This is a genomic window from Bradyrhizobium sp. ISRA430 (assembly GCF_029909975.1).
In the GTDB taxonomy this organism is placed as follows: domain Bacteria; phylum Pseudomonadota; class Alphaproteobacteria; order Rhizobiales; family Xanthobacteraceae; genus Bradyrhizobium.
Genome location: NZ_CP094516.1, coordinates 1,255,485 through 1,270,263 on the forward strand (window position 1 = coordinate 1,255,485; position 14,779 = coordinate 1,270,263).

The window sequence follows — 14,779 nt, forward strand, 5'->3', positions numbered from 1 at the left end:
GCCATCGCCACAACCGCTTAAGCCGACATCATTGAATTCGAATGACAACTGTGTCCGCGGCGCCCGTGGCGTCGATGACGGTCAGGCGGGCAAAGCCCGGACCGGGCGGATCGATCAGGAGCTGGCGCCGGCCGTCGATTTCGCCGAGCGCCGTGCCATTGACCAGGATCGTCATCGGCAGGACCCCACCGGCCACCTTGACCGGCATGGCGGCCGCTTCAACCCCACCGGAGCGATCGACGTCGATCCGAGAGCCGTTCAGTGGGAACTGGATGTGGAGGGCCTGCTCACCCCCGGTCCGGACCAGCTCGCCCACCGGGCGGAACCGCTTCAGGGGCAATGGCAGTTTGGTGTTGCTGGCAACCAGGGTTCCCTTCGGCGGCTTGGGCAGCGGCGCCGGCAATTTGCCGGTCCGAGCAAATGCGTCGAACAGGATCGGCGCGGCGGCCACGCGGCCAATCAGGCCGGGAACCGGCGCCCCGTCGGGCCGGCCGACCCAGACGCCGATGGTCATGCGGCCGTCGAACCCGACTGACCAGGCGTCGCGGTAGCCGTAGGAGGTACCGGTCTTGAAGGCGATCCGGTTATGGACGGCGTTCTCCGGCGGTGGCGTGCTCAGCAGCACATTGCCGACCTGCCAAGCCGCTACCTGATCGAGCAGCCGCATCGGCTCGCGGTCGTCCTTGCCGGTCATGACCTCACGCAGCGGCTTTGTGGTGCCGAGCCGCGCGAAGCCTGTATAAAGTTGCGCCAGGTCCTGGAGCGTCACGCCGACACCGCCGAGCCCCATCGCGAGACCGGGCGCCTCCTCCTTGGGCAAGACAAGATTGCCGCCGGCCTGCCGCAGCCGCGACGCCAGCCGGCTCGATCCGACGCGATCGAGCAGCACGATCGCCGGCACGTTCAGGGACAGTTGCAGCGCCTTCCTCACCGGCACCGTGCCCTGGAACGTCATGTCGAAATTTTCCGGCGCGTAGGAGCCGAAGCGGACCGGCCGGTCGTCGATCAGGCTCTCGGGATGGACGAACCCGTCCTCGAAGGCGAGGCCGTAGATGAACGGCTTGAGCGTCGAGCCCGGCGAGCGGACGGCGCGAGTCATGTCGACCTGCCCCGCCCGGCTGTCGTCGAAGTAATCGGCGGATCCGATGCGCGCGAGCACGTCACCGCTCTCATTGTCGACGACGATGATGCCGACCGAGATGTTCGCTCCCAGCGCAATGGCGCGGTCGCGCGCCAGCGACTCCAGCACCTTCTGGAGATTGGCGTCTAACGTGAGCTTGATGACGGGCGTATCCTTCATCGTCGCAAGCGCGGTGTCGGAAGCGTGCGGCGCCAGGATCGGCATCGGCTTGCGCAGCTTCGGTATCGGGACAGCCTTGGCCTGCTTCGCATCCTCGGCGCTGACCTGATGTTCCTCGACCATGCGATCGAGCACGCGGTCGCGCGCAATGCGGGCGGCCTCGGGATGGCGATCGAGCCGCCGCGTCTCCGGCGATTGCGGCAGCGCGACCAGAAGCGCAGCCTCCGCCAGCGACAGCCTCTTCGGCTCCTTGCCGAGATAGGCGATCGAGGCGGCGCGGATGCCTTCGAGATTGCCGCCATAGGGCGCGAGCGCGAGATAGAGATCGAGGATCTGGTCCTTGGTCAGGGTCCGTTCCAGCTCGATCGCGCGCACGATCTGGTGCAGTTTTGCGTAAACCGAGCGCTGCCGTCGCGGCTCCATCAACCGCGCGAGCTGCATGGTGATGGTCGAGCCGCCCGACACGATGTGCCCGCGCGTCGCAAGCTGCGCCGCGGCGCGCCCAAGCGCGAGCGGATCGACGCCGCCATGGGCATCGAAGCGCTGGTCCTCATAGGCGAGCAACAGCTTCAGGTAAGTCGGATCGACGTTCGCCTTGGCGTCGACCGGCAGCCGCCAGCGACCGTCCGCCATAGCATAGGCGCGCAGCAGCTTTCCGTTGCGGTCGACGATGGTGGTGGAGACCGCGCGCGCCTGCTCGAGCGGCAGCGGGCCAAGGGAGTAGACCCAGGCGACGAAGCCGATGATCGCGAGGATGAAGGTGAGCGCTAGGGCTGAGAGGACACGAGCGGCATGTCCCCGCACTCCGTCATGGCCGGGCTTGACCCGGCCATCCACGTCTTGTCCCGCGGCACCAAAGCGCGTGGATGCCCGGGTCAGGCCCGGGCATGACGGCGGAGTTGGTGGACCTATCGGAGCGTCACTCATCCACGTTACTCACTTCGCCGCGCGCACCTCGACCGAGCCCGTTCCCGTGCGGCCATAGCGCGAGGGATTGTACATGTCCTCGACATAGGCCTGCGGCAGCACGTATTTGCCGGGGGAGACCGCGCGCACGATGTAGGCGACGGTGAAGACCGACTTGGAGTCCGAGGCCCGATCGACCGCCGCTGTGAAGCGGTCGTCGCGGAACTCGGTATCCTCCGGCTCCTCGCCGTCCTCGATCCAGTCCAGTGTACCGCTGTCGCCCGACGACACCAGCCTCGGATTGTCGATCTCCAGACCTGCCGGCAGATAGTCTGACACCATGATGTGCCCGTACTCCGGCTTGGCTTCGGTAATCTTCAGCACCACGGCAAAACGGTCGTTCTGCTTGACCTTGCTGATGTCAGCGGGCTTGCCGTCGAGCGTGAAGTAGTTGCGCTCGATCTTGAAGCCGTTGGAGGCGGCCGGCTCAGGCGTGACCGGCGAGCCCGACACCGAGACCACCGCCTGCACTGGTGCGTCCCCGGTGTTGCTGATCTTCAGCGGCTTGCCCTCCAGCGTCGCAGCCTTGTAGCTGCGATAGAGCGCGGTCTTGACCGGCTGGCCATCGACATCGAGCGACAGGTTCTCCTTGGCTAGCGCCCGTGCCGCCAGCACCAGCCACGCATTCTCCTGCGTCGAAGTGTACGGCGTCAGCCCGCGCGCGGTCTCGACCCGCGAGACGGCCTGCGTCAGTGTCGCCTTCGGCGCATTGCCTTCGCTTGCGAGCGAGACGAGCGCTGCGGCATCACGGAGCTGCGAGCCATAGTCGGTGCGGCCGAACTCCAGCACCGGCTTCGGCGCAAGGCTGTCGAGCGCAGCGCCATAGACGCGTTCGGCGCGGTTGCGGTCGCCGACCAGCGCAAGCGCCGCCGCAAGCTGCGACTTCGCGATCGGCGTTGCGAGGTTGCTCAGCTTGGTGTCGGCGAGGTAGCGGAGGTCGCCGATGGGCGCTGCGCCGTTACGGGCGAGCACATAGAGGCCGTAGGCGAGATCGCGGCCGCCGTCCTTCTCCGGCTCGTTGGCGTTGACGACGGAGTTGCGGATGCGGTCGAGCGCGTTCTTGAACAACACGTCCGGTACCACAAAGCCCCTCTCGCGGGCACGGGTCAGGAAGTCGGTCACATAGGCGTCGAGCCAGGCATCGTCGCCACCCGCCGACCACAGCCCAAACGAGCCGTTGGAGCCCTGGCGCGCCAGCAACCGCTCGATCGCATCGCGGATGCGCTGATCGACCTCAGTGTCCATGGCGAGATGCGCGCCGGCCGCAAGCTCGTTGACATAGAGCAGCGGCATGGCCCGGCTCGTGATCTGCTCCGAGCAGCCATAGGGATAACGATCCAGCGCCTTGAGGATGGTCGCGGCATCGAGGGCAGTCGACAGGCTCGCCGAGATCGAGACGCTACCGGTGCCCGGCACCAGGTCGGAGAACATGTCCGAAGTCAGGGTCAGGCTCTCGCCCTTCGCCAACGTGCGGATTGAGCGGCGCGCCAGCACCTGGGTCGCCGCCTTGACGTCAAGCGCGTAGTGGCGCGCGAGAGCAAGTCCGTTCGGTCCCGCGATGTCGACGTCGAGCGTCGCCTGCCCCGCGGCCGTCGCATCGAGCGCGAGCGACAGCGAGTTGCGCTGCTTGGCGGCAAGCTTGACGGTAGTCGCGGGATTGCCGGTCATCTTCACCGGGCCGCCGGCTTTCACGCTGATCTTGTAGTCGCCGGCCTGTCCCTCGACATTGTCGATCTCGAGATTGACCGTGCCATGGTCGCCGTTGAGCAGGAAGCGCGGCAGCGTTGCCGTCAGCACGACGGGATCGCGGATCACGACGTCGGTGTTGGCGCGACCCAGTTTTGTGGCGGTCCACGCCACCGCCATCACCCGCGCGGTGCCCGCGAACTCCGGAATGTCGAAGCTGACTTTCGCGCTGCCGTCAGCGCCGACTGTGACGATGCCGGAATAGAGCGCGAGGGGCTTTTGCGTCGGCGGGGAGCCCTGCAATTCGGCCGCACCCGCATCGCCGCCAGACTTGATCTGCCCGCGCGTGCCCTGCATGCCGTCGATGAGCTGGCCGTAGAGATCGCGGATTTCCGCGGTCAGGCGACGCTGGCCGAGATAGTAATCGTCCGGCGCCGGCGGCTTGTAGTTGGTAAGGTTGAGGATGCCGACGTCGACCGCCGCGATCACGATCTTGGCGTCCTCGCCAGGGTTCAGTCCGTCGAGCTTGACCGGAATCTTCAACGTCGAATTCGGCCGGATCAGCGCTGGCGGTGTCAGCTTCACGGCCAGCGTGCGGGTCTGCTTGTCAATGCCGAACCATTTCAGGCCGATCGCCCGGCCCGGCATGCGCTGCGCGGCGGCATCGAGTGGACGGCGCAGCGTCGCCACCACATAGGCGCCGGTGCCCCAATCCTTGCCGACGGGGATTTTGACCTGAGCGGTGCCTTCCTTGACATCCACGGTCTGTGTCGTGAGCAGACGGTCGCCAAGCACGTTGATGGTGAGTTTGCCGGCGGTTCGGACATTGACCGACACCGTCATGGTGTCGCCGGACGCATATTGCGGCTTGTCGGTCGAGGTTTCCAGCAGGTCTGGCGTGTCGGCGCTGCCCTCGGAATACCAGCCGACGTCGAACTGCACCGAGGTCACGGGGCCGTCCGCATCGTTCGACTTCACGTCGAGGCGGTAGCGGCCGGGCCGCGGTGCGAGCGAGATGCGCGACGGCTTGTCGGCCGCGATGGTGAGGTCGCCGTCGGCGACACGCGAAGTCGACTTGACCGGCTCGTACTCCCAGTAATTGTTCTGGCGATACCACTGATAGCGCGACTCCATCTTCAGGAGCTCGTAGCGCAGGCCGTCGCGGGGAAGCGTCTTGCCTTCGGGCGAGACGAAGACGACGTCGAACTCGGCCTTGTCGCCCTCGGCGACGCTTTTGTCGCCGAACAGCGGCTTGACGCCGATCATCGCCGCGACGGGCGCGACCGGCAGCACGAGCTTGCGCTCGACGGCGCGTCCGCCCGTCTCGGACATGCGGACGAAGATCTGTGCCTCCTGCGGACGCGTCGAGGCCGGCTGCTTGTCCAGCGTCACCGGGAACGTCGCAACGCCATTGGCATCGGCCTCGGGCAGGTTCTCCAGCGGTGTGCGCTCGTTCGAAGTGGTCTCCTCGTCGGCGACGCCGAACTGGTATCCGCCAAAGCCAGGCCGCTCGGCGGCGGGTGCGACCAGCATGTCGCCCTCGAGCTGCAGGCCCGAAGCCGGCGCGCCATAGAGGAAATGGCCATCGACCTTGAGCTCTACAGGAGCGTTAGCTTTGATCAGCTTGTCTTTGGCGGACAAATCGAATTCGATCCGGTCTGGGACATAGTCCTCGACCATGAAGGTGGTCTCACCAACCGAGGCGCCCTTGGGATCGGTGAAGGCACGCACCCGCCACGTCCCGGTCGGGACGGCCGAGTTGAGCGGCACGGAAAGCGACCGGCCGCCGGCGCCCTGGTCGGACAGCACGGCGCGGCGGAATTCGACGCCATCGGGGCGTTCGATCACCAGCGTCAGCGGGCCACCAGCGACGGCATTGCCCTGCCCGTCGCGCAGCAGCGCGGTGAGATAGACCGTCTCGTTCGAGCGGTAGACGCCACGCTCGGCATAGACGAAGGCGTCGGCGCCAGCCGGGACCGCGCGTCCAGCAACGCCACGATCGGACAGGTCGAAGGCGCTGGTCTTGAGGCTGAGGAAAGCATAGTCCGCCTTCTCGCCGCTGACCGTCAGCAAAGCCGGCGACAGGCCGCCCTCGCCGCGCGCGAGCCCCGCCTCGAACAGCACGTGGCCGCTCTCATCGGTCTTGCGCGTTGCCAGGATCTCATTGTTGCGGGCGACCAGCCGCACCTCAGCCTTCGCGACCGGGTCGGTCGAGGCCAGGGAGTTGACGAAGACGTGGATGCCGTCATTGCCGGAATAGGCCGACACGCCAAGATCGGAGACGATGAACCATTGCGTGGCAAGCTGGTACTCGTCGTCGGAGCCCGGCCCCTTGGCGGCGGCTGTCATCACATAGACGCCGGGCTGGAGTTCGCCGAGCGCCTGGTCGACCGGGAAAGCGGTGGTGACGTCCTGGTTCAGCGTCATGGCCGTCGCCAGCTCGCCGGACCAAACCTTGACGCCTCGCTCGTCGCCAAGATCCGAGAGCTGGTATTTCGACAGCGTCTTCTGGAAGTCGCTGTCGACGACGGTGTTGATCAGGTTGCGGTCGCCGATTCGGAACACGTTGATGTTGACCGCGGGCGTGTTGACGCTAACCACCGGAATGCCGCGCTGACCGGTGCGCGGTAGCACATAGGCGCGGCTGGTGAAGCGCACGAACGGCTTGCGGTCGCGCACATAGATGTTGAACTCGGCCGATTTCGGCAGCCCCTCCTTGACGGTCGACGGCAGACCAGCGCGCAAATTGATGTTGTAGCGCTCGCCGTGCTTCAGCCCGTCGACACAGAGCTGCTTGTCCTCGGCCGACAGCGCCGGCTTGTCTTGCCCCGCGAGCGCCAGGAACGGCGTGAAGTCGGTGCGCTTGGCAAGCTCCTCGGAGAATTGGAAACAGGCCCGCGGGCTCGCCGAATCCGAGTCCACGGTGTAGTCGAGCAGCCGGAAGCCGTGCTCGTCGCGCAGTTTCTCATATTGGCCGCGGACGTCGGCGACCTCACGCAGGTCGAGCGACAGTCGCAGCGCATCCAGCGCCGGTCGCCACAGCTTGCGCTCGGCGAGCGATTTGCCGAGCACCGCAAGCGCGTCGGCCTCCTCCCCGGCATTGCCGGCCCGCAGATAGGCGATGTAGGCGGCAGTGGAGGAGCGCTCCAGCAGGAACGTCTGCTCGCTGGAGCTCTTCGGGGTGATCTGGAACACGACCTTCGCAAGCCGCAGCCAGTTGCCGGCGTCCTCGGGCGTGGTCGCAGCGATCTGGCCGAGAATCAACAGGCCGCTGCGGACATCGTTGCGCCGGAACGCGGTCTCCGCGTCAGTACGCAGCGTCGCGCTGGTCTTGGCAACTGGCCCCGCTTCGCTCTTGATCTGGGCCTCCAGCTTGATCGCGGAATCGGCGAGATCGTCGCGCTTGAAAGCCTTGTCCGCGGCCTGCGCTGCGGCAAGGCCGAACGCGAGCGTTGCGCAGATTGTGACGGCGCGAACCAAACTGATCATGAGGGACTCCCGGGATCGCGGACAAGCCGCGCAAAAATGAAGTGCGCGGAAAGGTGACGGACTCAAGGCGATGGAACCAGAAGTGCAATACGTCGCATGCGCCATGGCACGGCAAGCCCAAGCCGCCAAGAACCGCCGTCAAGAGACGGCGCAGTGGAAAGATGTAGCGGCAGCGCATGTTCCGGACGCGACCCGGCGCCTATCGCCAAATCGCGCGAACCGTTCGCAACACACTCCGCCGCTCCGCTTTGTCGCTTTTGGGGTGAAAACGGTTCGGTTCAGGCTTGGCGGACATGCGGATTTTTCATATTTGCCATGATAGAAGATCGGCAGGCCTCACGAGGCCGGCACCGGACGGTCCCATAGCTCAACTGGATAGAGTAGCGGATTTCTACTCCGCGGGTTGCAGGTTCGAGTCCTGCTGGGATCGCCAATCATTTCAGGTGCTTATAAGGTTTTCCTTCGGCGCGTGTTGCGCCGCGCACGTCTGACAACCCACGCAACACGAGCTTTCTGCATTCGTTCTTTTGGAGCTTACTCCGTGGAAACAGCGGTCGCGTTGTGATCTGCGGTGGCGTGCTTGCACCCACAGGTTCGAAGTGGTCGTGGTGGAGCGGACCGAGTGGCCGTCGCAGCGTCTGGCAAGGCCGGCGGATTTCTGGCACCCGACTCGCCTCCTATTTGGTTGTGGGCCGGTGTGAACTCGGAAGTTCTGCCGCGCCAGCGCGTCGAACGGAGTGCCTGCGCACCAGATTGGGATTATCGCCGCATGCGCGACGAGGTGCCCCGAATGCACACGGTTGGGGGATTGCGGCGCCAATCCCTATTTCAGCGTTAGTGCGGAGCTGCCATCCAACCCCAGCCGCCAATTCCCAAGGAGGTTCTGATGCGCATTCTGACCTTTGTGATTTTGGCAATCGGGACGCTCTCAATAGGGCCGGCGGCGGCCCAGACGTACGATGCGGCTTATCCGGTTTGCCTACACGTGTATCACCCGGAAGCGAACTATTACGAATGCCGCTACACCTCGCTGCCCCAGTGCAACGCGACGGCATCGGGCCGCGGGGCTCAGTGCGTCATCAATCCGTATTTTGCGAACACGCGAGTGCCTGCGGGACGATACTATCGCCGCGTCTACTAAAATAGTTTCCCGGCGGGAGATGAACGTGTCTGAATGGCTACCGTTCGAGGTCCACCCGCACATGGCTGCGCTACGCCTGCGGCTTCGCGCTGACAAACAAGGGCCACGACACCCGCACCACAAGACGGCAGCGAATTCGGGAAAACGTCGGGCGTTGTGTACGCGCCCAGATTTTGAGAACTTCGCGATTGTGCCCCGTTGGCGCGTCTATCAGGCTCCCAAAAATGATCGATCTGAGATGAGGCCGGCGATGCGCAGACTGCTACTTTGGCTATTGCTGAGCGGTGCGGTGTTGTCGGTAGTCGTGCCCGCCGCAGCGCAAACCTACGATTCCAGATTTCCGGTCTGCCTGCAAAGGTGGGTCTGGGGTGGCGGCACATATTTCGAGTGCAAGTTTACATCATGGGATCAGTGCCGAGCAGCGGCATCGGGACTTCCGGCCATGTGCTTGGATAATCCATATTGGCCGCAAGGGTCGCCGCGCGGTCGCGCCTATTGATGACAGGGCAGCCTTGGTGGCGGAAGGTGACCGAGGCTTTCACGCATATTCCACTCGAAGCGGTTGGATCGAATATCGGCCGCCTGGCCTTCAGAGGACCCGCCCCCACAAACAAGTCGATCCTCTAGGCGATCATCCACGGCATTTTGGGCTGGCTGTACGTGATCTACTGCGCACCGTTTCGATCGTAGCCTTCGCCGATGTGCAATCTCTAACAGCATCACGATCAACAAAGCAGCGATCATCAACCTATTTCGCGCGATCAGCCGCTACGTTGGCAACCTGTCGCCGCTTCCCGCAGCGCTCACATAATGCTTCAACCAACCGCGCCGCGGACGAGGTGATTTGGCCTTACTGCCGCGAACCATGGTCTAGTGCAGCGTGCCTCTGTGCGGTGGAGTGATGTCGGATTGTTCATAGAAGTATTGCAACTCGGCCTCGAGCCGCTCGTTGAGCCGGAGGAGCGCCTGTAAGGCCCCGTGAACGTCGCCCCGGTGTTCTTCGATCAATCTGTCTATCAGCTCGTTAATCGGCATCGTTGACTCCCACGGCGTTTTGGTTCCATCAACCGCGCCTCTTGGGTTCAACTTGCCTTTAATCCACAGCTTGTTCCCTTGCCTGGGGTGCAAGCCATGAGGCGTTCACCGCGACGCGATGCGGAAATTTGTTGGTGTGTACGTGTGACATCCGAACAACATACAAGCAGAAGAACGCGCCAGATTGGATGAACACCGGGAATCTTCCCCGCTATTCACAGGATGCGGACCGAAAGATAGGTGTTATTGTCAAAGCGACAGTGCTGCGATGAAGCGGCTAAAAAAGCCCAGCGTGAATTTTTCAACTGCCCTTTTGCACCGAAACGACAACGTTAAATTGGCTCGGGGTGGCACATGTTTGACGTTTATTTAAACGAAAGACGGGACTTGCTCGTCGTTAGTAAGGGACTTCCTATACCCCCACACAAGTCGGGGCGATGGCGCAAATCCAAGAAGAAGGTTCGCAAAGTTAGTGACGAGATCAAGTCGGCGGTTCAAAGGCAAGGCTACTACATGCGGAAGCTGAGCGACGCAAAGGGGGTCCTCACGTCTACTGATCGCTGAGCGAACGCGGTGCTGGTGTCAGTCCACCCGAAGGCTAGGCCGATGATCCTGACTTTCGACAAGGAGCGTGACGTGTTGTTGCACGCGCCGTGGGACGAAGCGAAAGTCTTGCTGCGCCCCTGCCCGACGACGATCCAAGGATCGTCGCGCGACGCGCCGACAAAGAAAGCAAAGCTGCCGCCTGACAGACTACTCAGCCATTAAGGGAGATGCCGTGCAAATCGCGATCGTCGGAGCTGGAGCAGTGGGCTGCTACTATGGTGGCCTACTGGCGAGGGCTGCGCATGATGTGATGTTCATCGGCAGGCAAACGCACGTCGATGCGATCAACGCGCATGGCCTCCTCCTGGAAACACAGAACTTCAAGGACTACTTGCCTGCCAGTGCGGCTACAGATGCAAGCTCCCTCGCCTCGCCAGACCTGGTGCTATTTTGCGTCAAGTCAGCCGATACGGAAGAAGCAGGTCGGTCTTTGGCCGGACGCTTAGGTCCGGAAACGTCTATCATCAGCCTCCAGAACGGCGTCGACAATCCGCAGCGTCTTCGCGCCGTCACTGGTCATCCTGTTATTCCTGCCGTGGTTTATGTCGGCAGCGAAATGGCCGGCCCCGGCCACGTCAGGCATCATGGCGGTGGCGCCCTCGTAATCGGCTCATCCCCAAAAAGCGAAGCGTTGGCCCAAACGCTGCGCGCGGCCGACATCCAGACGACCGTGAACGACGACATCGAGAAGGTCCTTTGGAGCAAATTGGTCACGAACTGCGCCTATAACGCGCTCTCTGCCGTGGCGGGCATCTCCTACGGACCGATGCTGGACGTCGAAGGCACGAGGGATGTTGTGGCCAGCGCGGTGCAGGAAGCCATCACCGTCGCCCGTGCTTGCGGCGTCCTCGTGCAGGAAGACCTGCTTGACCAGATATTGAAAATTCCGGCGGCCATGCCGAACCAGAAGTCGTCCACCGCGCAGGATCTCGCGCGTGGCAAACCAAGCGAGATCGACTTTCTCAACGGGCACGTCGTGCGCAAGGGTGCCGAATTGGGCATTCCAACACCGACTAATCGTGCCCTTCAGGTGATGGTGAAGCTGGCTGAGATGAAGCACAAACAGTGATGCGATGTGTGACGCTGGCCTCGACTTGGGTCGCTAAGATCCTGCACATGGCCCAATTCAAGTTGTTCTGGACGTTCCCTCAACAAGAGGAAGCCGAGCCCGCAATAGGATATAAGGCCGTCCAGCCAAGTGGCGCTATTGACGCCAAAGCGGAAGATTTCTGATCGGTGGAGGTCGTCCAGGGGTCACATCCGGAATAACTCGCGGTGAGCACAACGTGTCTGCCTTACACCGATGCGCTGACACAGCAGCGGGCTCTCAAGGAGGACTGCGTCCGGCCAAAAAGGCTGAATCATTGCGTGCTGGCATTTGTGGCATTTTAATCAGCATCAATTTTGGGATTGGCAGCCCGCTCTTCCTGCCCGTCGTTTTCACCTCAATGCCTTCTCACAAGGCGGCGGCTGAGGTGATTGGTGGCCGGGGAGATTGGTGGGATGCACCCAAGGACTTTGAACCCCAAAGCTCCTTCGCGCGACAGAACCTATGCCAGGGGGGCAAGCGGACATTCCTGAGTGAGTAGTTGTCATGCGTTTGAAGACACTCACGTCGCATTTCCTTACCTGCATCGTGAGCCTCGCCGGTCTAATTGGGGCGCAGCAGGCATTTTCCTACCAGGCAGATATTAGCGCGAAAGCTGCCATAGTTGTCGATCAGGTTGCCAATCGAGCAGTCAAAGGTGACAGGCTGCCTGCTATGCGAGCGCTGCCTAACCGTCAAAATGGATTGCTCGCGCCAAAATCGCGTTTCGACGCGAATTGCAAGCCGCCGATTGATGTCGTGGGACGTTGTTTCGCCGACGCGAGATTGAACCAGAGCATAGCCTGAGCAGAGCAGCATTCCTCTCCGTCTACTCGGGGTCGATGGCATCTCCGATTTCAACGCGCTGCACTCGCGGCGACGTTGGCCCCGATCTATTTCCGGGCCGCCTGCCGGATGGACCTTGAGGGTCCGGGTTCCGAGCATCGCGATCGGCCGGACTATGGTGGAGCACTGGATCAAGGTGGCGGCGCGAACAGCACAGTTCACGCGCGGTGTTAGACGTGGTCGGTTGCTGACCTCTGGGGCGCCTGTTTGTCCATTTCGGCCAAGGACCCGCTGCACAAGGCTCGTGCTGGGATCGCCAGCCTCGCTATTGGTTGAAATCACTGTCGAAAAGCCGCCCGCTGCCTTCCTTCTGCCGGGTCGCGAAGGCTTCGCTCATCCCTCGACAAGCTCCAACTGATGCGTTGCCCACCACCTTGCAATCGCCGCGGTCAGATCATCCCACAGCGCGGTCGGTAGATCGGGGATGGCAACCCGAACGCTGTACTGACCGTTCGCCGAGTTATGAAACCACTCGGTCGCGGCGAAATCGAAACCGAAGCTGCCGGCGTGGCGAATTGGAAATCCCTTCCGGCTGAGATCGTCGCTCATGTCTTCGGCGGCTCGCCGCGCGGCTGCCTCATCGAGGAAGCGGGTCGTGCCGAGCGTCACATAGAGGCCGTGGGTGAAGTTGAGCTCGGCCGGCCACGCCGCGAGCTCGGAGGCAAAACATCGCGCGGTGCGACGGCCGTTGCGCAGGATGGCTGCAACACGTTTTTTCGCCAGCCTCTGATAGTCAGTTGTGCCGACATAGGGCGGGAAATGCGCTGGCAGGGCCGCGCCGCCAAGGAGCCGAATTGCGTTGCGGGTTTCCGCCGGCAGTTGTTCACGTCTTTTACCTCGTGCCCGAACGGCGCTCTCGTCCCAACGGACGAAGACCGCCGAGCCGAGGCGGCCATACTCGGCCCCAAGCGAATCCAGCTTGGTGTGGCTGCGCACCATGACCACTGGAATGTCCCACCTCCGCGCCCATCGCAGGACGCGCCGGATGCGGCCAGACCTGCTGGCAAAGCACGTCGTGTCGAAAACCAGGAGATCCAGCGTCGGGCTCGCGCAGCGCAGGATGGCCTCGAACGCGCTCGCATCAATGCATGAGTCAAGCAGGAGGACGCGGGGCGAGCATGACGACCCAAGCGCCCCATCGAGCGGATGCTCCACCGTGATCAGCCGGAAATGCCGGGCGTAGCTCTGGACGAATTCCAGGGTCTCGCCGTACGAGCCGGGCAGCGTGAGCATGTCCGCCTTGCCGAGGATTTCTGCGGACGCAAGAAGTAGCGCCGAGATCGCAGCCATGCCGGACGAGGTGTAGATCGTCTCCGAAGCGCCGAGATCCTCGGGATCATAGAATGGTGGGCCGCGCACCTCGAGATCCGCGCGCTGATAGTCGTATCTGAATGCGAATGGGCCGCTGGCAGGGCAACTCGTGTGCGACCACGCCGTCTCTGTCGCCTTCCAGTCATGCAGCGCGTGCTCGGCCCTCAGCGCCGCGGTGATCTGGAATTTGGACGTGATCACCTCCTCGACGGATCGAGGACAGGCGAAACGCAGCGGGCGTCTCAGACACTCATCGAGCAGCCTGAGTTCCTGATGCTTCCGTTGCAGATAGGCTCGGACGGTCTCCATGCGGATCTTGGCAGATGCGGTGGGAGACCAACGTTCGGTGATCGCCTTGGGTCCACCTGCGGCGATGGCCCGGGTTGCCATAGCATGTATCATGCAACGTGACCGTGCATGGAAATGTTCCGCCCGCACAGGAACAAACTCCACGGCAGGAAGGTAGTCCTGCGTAAGGGGAGTCCGCCATGAACAGGGTTATTGCAGTCGCCGCCCTCACTTTCATCTGCGGCCCGGCCTTCGCCCAGAACACAGGCCCTGCTCCGCAAACCGGCATGGAGCGGCCGGAGAATATGAACGGGGCCACGGAAAAGGGTTCGATGGACACGACCGGCATGAACGTGAACAGGGCCAATCAATCCGAGATGAAGGACACCTCCAAAGCCGCCCCCAAGAGGGACGAGAAGAGAAAGTAGACAGTTGGACCCAGATGTGGCGCCGATGAAGCCGACCAAGTCGCTCAAACAGCAGGCGCGTGTTGCGGAGAAGGCCGCTCAGCAGGTGGCGGATGCGTTTGTGGCCAACCAGATGAAGGCGCTGGCCTCCGCCTTCCGCGCCCAGGCCAAAGTCATGAAGAAGAACAAGAGGAAGAAGTCTTCGTAATTTCAGTACTTTGCTGATGGTTGCAAGGATATCGTACCGCTACTTATGCGATAGATCATTCTCTTTACGATTTCCGAGGAACGAACCTGCGAGCAGCGCGTTGCACACCGGAAATTGTGTAGTGCCGACTTGCCAGCCCCGGTCGGCTTTGAAGGACCCCGTGCTCGCCTCTCGAGCATGGGGTTTTTCTCATAGACGTTTCTGCAATCGCCTCCCCACCATCGCGCGTATCGGCAGCCGGCCGCCGACCGAATCTCGCCGCACGCGACTAGTCCGCCTGCTCGTCGCGACGCTCGCGCGCGAGTTGTTGCCAGGCCAGGGCAAGCTGAATCAACCTTTGCCGGTCGTCGCCTTCAGATGCCGCGGCCCGCTTCATTGCCGCCTCGGCCTCGCGCTGTGGATCGTACTT

General features: G+C 62.9%; 12 protein-coding genes and 1 tRNA gene. 9 read left to right on the plus strand and 4 right to left on the minus strand.

What is annotated here, in order from left to right:
• Nucleotides 1-28: 28 nt before the first annotated feature.
• Both pbpC and MTX21_RS06440 read right to left on the minus strand, forming a co-directional pair.
• Nucleotides 29-2,137, minus strand: coding sequence for a penicillin-binding protein 1C (gene pbpC, locus MTX21_RS06435; RefSeq protein WP_280963985.1), 2,109 nt, complete (start codon nucleotides 2,135-2,137; stop codon nucleotides 29-31).
• A gap of 99 nt (nucleotides 2,138-2,236) precedes the next feature.
• A complete protein-coding gene (locus MTX21_RS06440) occupies nucleotides 2,237-7,441 on the minus strand; it encodes an alpha-2-macroglobulin (protein WP_280963986.1) in 5,205 nt (1,734 codons plus the stop codon).
• A gap of 356 nt (nucleotides 7,442-7,797) precedes the next feature.
• On the opposite strand from MTX21_RS06440, the gene MTX21_RS06445 reads away from it, so the two are divergent.
• The 3 genes from MTX21_RS06445 (at nucleotide 7,798) to MTX21_RS06455 (ending at nucleotide 9,081) form a co-directional block, all read left to right on the plus strand.
• Nucleotides 7,798-7,874, plus strand: a tRNA-Arg gene (locus MTX21_RS06445).
• 453 nt (nucleotides 7,875-8,327) lie between these two features.
• Entirely contained in the window at nucleotides 8,328-8,582 is a 255-nt protein-coding gene (locus MTX21_RS06450; protein WP_280963987.1) for a DUF3551 domain-containing protein, read from the plus strand.
• A 250-nt stretch (nucleotides 8,583-8,832) separates the two neighbouring features.
• On the plus strand, nucleotides 8,833-9,081 hold the full coding sequence (locus tag MTX21_RS06455; protein ID WP_280963989.1) for a DUF3551 domain-containing protein: 249 nt from the start codon (nucleotides 8,833-8,835) through the stop codon (nucleotides 9,079-9,081).
• Between the two features lie 371 nt (nucleotides 9,082-9,452).
• Here the strand turns inward: MTX21_RS06455 and MTX21_RS06460 are convergent, their stop codons facing one another.
• On the minus strand, nucleotides 9,453-9,617 hold the full coding sequence (locus MTX21_RS06460) for a hypothetical protein (protein WP_280963990.1): 165 nt from the start codon (nucleotides 9,615-9,617) through the stop codon (nucleotides 9,453-9,455).
• A gap of 354 nt (nucleotides 9,618-9,971) precedes the next feature.
• Between MTX21_RS06460 and MTX21_RS06465 the strand changes: the two genes are divergently transcribed.
• From MTX21_RS06465 to MTX21_RS06480, 4 genes are all read left to right on the plus strand, one after another.
• Nucleotides 9,972-10,181 (plus strand): hypothetical protein, encoded by a 210-nt coding sequence (locus MTX21_RS06465; RefSeq protein ID WP_280963991.1) that lies wholly within the window; start codon nucleotides 9,972-9,974, stop codon nucleotides 10,179-10,181.
• 42 nt (nucleotides 10,182-10,223) lie between these two features.
• Nucleotides 10,224-10,385 carry a hypothetical protein gene (locus MTX21_RS06470; RefSeq protein ID WP_280963992.1) on the plus strand — a complete coding sequence of 54 codons (162 nt, stop codon included), beginning with the start codon at nucleotides 10,224-10,226 and terminating at the stop codon, nucleotides 10,383-10,385.
• A gap of 10 nt (nucleotides 10,386-10,395) precedes the next feature.
• A complete protein-coding gene (locus MTX21_RS06475; protein ID WP_280963993.1) occupies nucleotides 10,396-11,292 on the plus strand; it encodes a 2-dehydropantoate 2-reductase in 897 nt (298 codons plus the stop codon).
• Between the two features lie 525 nt (nucleotides 11,293-11,817).
• Complete coding sequence (locus tag MTX21_RS06480; protein WP_280963995.1) at nucleotides 11,818-12,117, plus strand: hypothetical protein; 300 nt, start codon at nucleotides 11,818-11,820, stop codon at nucleotides 12,115-12,117.
• A 372-nt stretch (nucleotides 12,118-12,489) separates the two neighbouring features.
• On the opposite strand, the gene MTX21_RS06485 is transcribed toward MTX21_RS06480, so the two are convergent.
• Nucleotides 12,490-13,776 carry a hypothetical protein gene (locus MTX21_RS06485; protein WP_280970986.1) on the minus strand — a complete coding sequence of 429 codons (1,287 nt, stop codon included), beginning with the start codon at nucleotides 13,774-13,776 and terminating at the stop codon, nucleotides 12,490-12,492.
• Between the two features lie 179 nt (nucleotides 13,777-13,955).
• On the opposite strand from MTX21_RS06485, the gene MTX21_RS06490 reads away from it, so the two are divergent.
• Nucleotides 13,956-14,183 (plus strand): hypothetical protein, encoded by a 228-nt coding sequence (locus MTX21_RS06490; protein ID WP_280963996.1) that lies wholly within the window; start codon nucleotides 13,956-13,958, stop codon nucleotides 14,181-14,183.
• A gap of 25 nt (nucleotides 14,184-14,208) precedes the next feature.
• A complete protein-coding gene (locus MTX21_RS06495; protein WP_280963998.1) occupies nucleotides 14,209-14,370 on the plus strand; it encodes a hypothetical protein in 162 nt (53 codons plus the stop codon).
• Nucleotides 14,371-14,779: the final 409 nt, after the last annotated feature.

Excerpts from the sequence above, each read along its gene's own strand:
- MTX21_RS06465 (WP_280963991.1), top strand. The coding sequence starts at position 9,972 with ATGTTTGACGTTTATTTAAACGAAAGACGGGACTTGCTCGTCGTTAGT.
- MTX21_RS06490 (WP_280963996.1), top strand. The coding sequence starts at position 13,956 with ATGAACAGGGTTATTGCAGTCGCCGCCCTCACTTTCATCTGCGGCCCG.
- MTX21_RS06440 (WP_280963986.1), bottom strand. The coding sequence starts at position 7,441 with ATGATCAGTTTGGTTCGCGCCGTCACAATCTGCGCAACGCTCGCGTTC.
- MTX21_RS06495 (WP_280963998.1), top strand. The coding sequence starts at position 14,209 with ATGAAGCCGACCAAGTCGCTCAAACAGCAGGCGCGTGTTGCGGAGAAG.
- MTX21_RS06470 (WP_280963992.1), top strand. The coding sequence starts at position 10,224 with ATGATCCTGACTTTCGACAAGGAGCGTGACGTGTTGTTGCACGCGCCG.
- MTX21_RS06460 (WP_280963990.1), bottom strand. The coding sequence starts at position 9,617 with ATGCCGATTAACGAGCTGATAGACAGATTGATCGAAGAACACCGGGGC.
- MTX21_RS06450 (WP_280963987.1), top strand. The coding sequence starts at position 8,328 with ATGCGCATTCTGACCTTTGTGATTTTGGCAATCGGGACGCTCTCAATA.
- MTX21_RS06455 (WP_280963989.1), top strand. The coding sequence starts at position 8,833 with ATGCGCAGACTGCTACTTTGGCTATTGCTGAGCGGTGCGGTGTTGTCG.
- MTX21_RS06480 (WP_280963995.1), top strand. The coding sequence starts at position 11,818 with ATGCGTTTGAAGACACTCACGTCGCATTTCCTTACCTGCATCGTGAGC.
- MTX21_RS06485 (WP_280970986.1), bottom strand. The coding sequence starts at position 13,776 with ATGGAGACCGTCCGAGCCTATCTGCAACGGAAGCATCAGGAACTCAGG.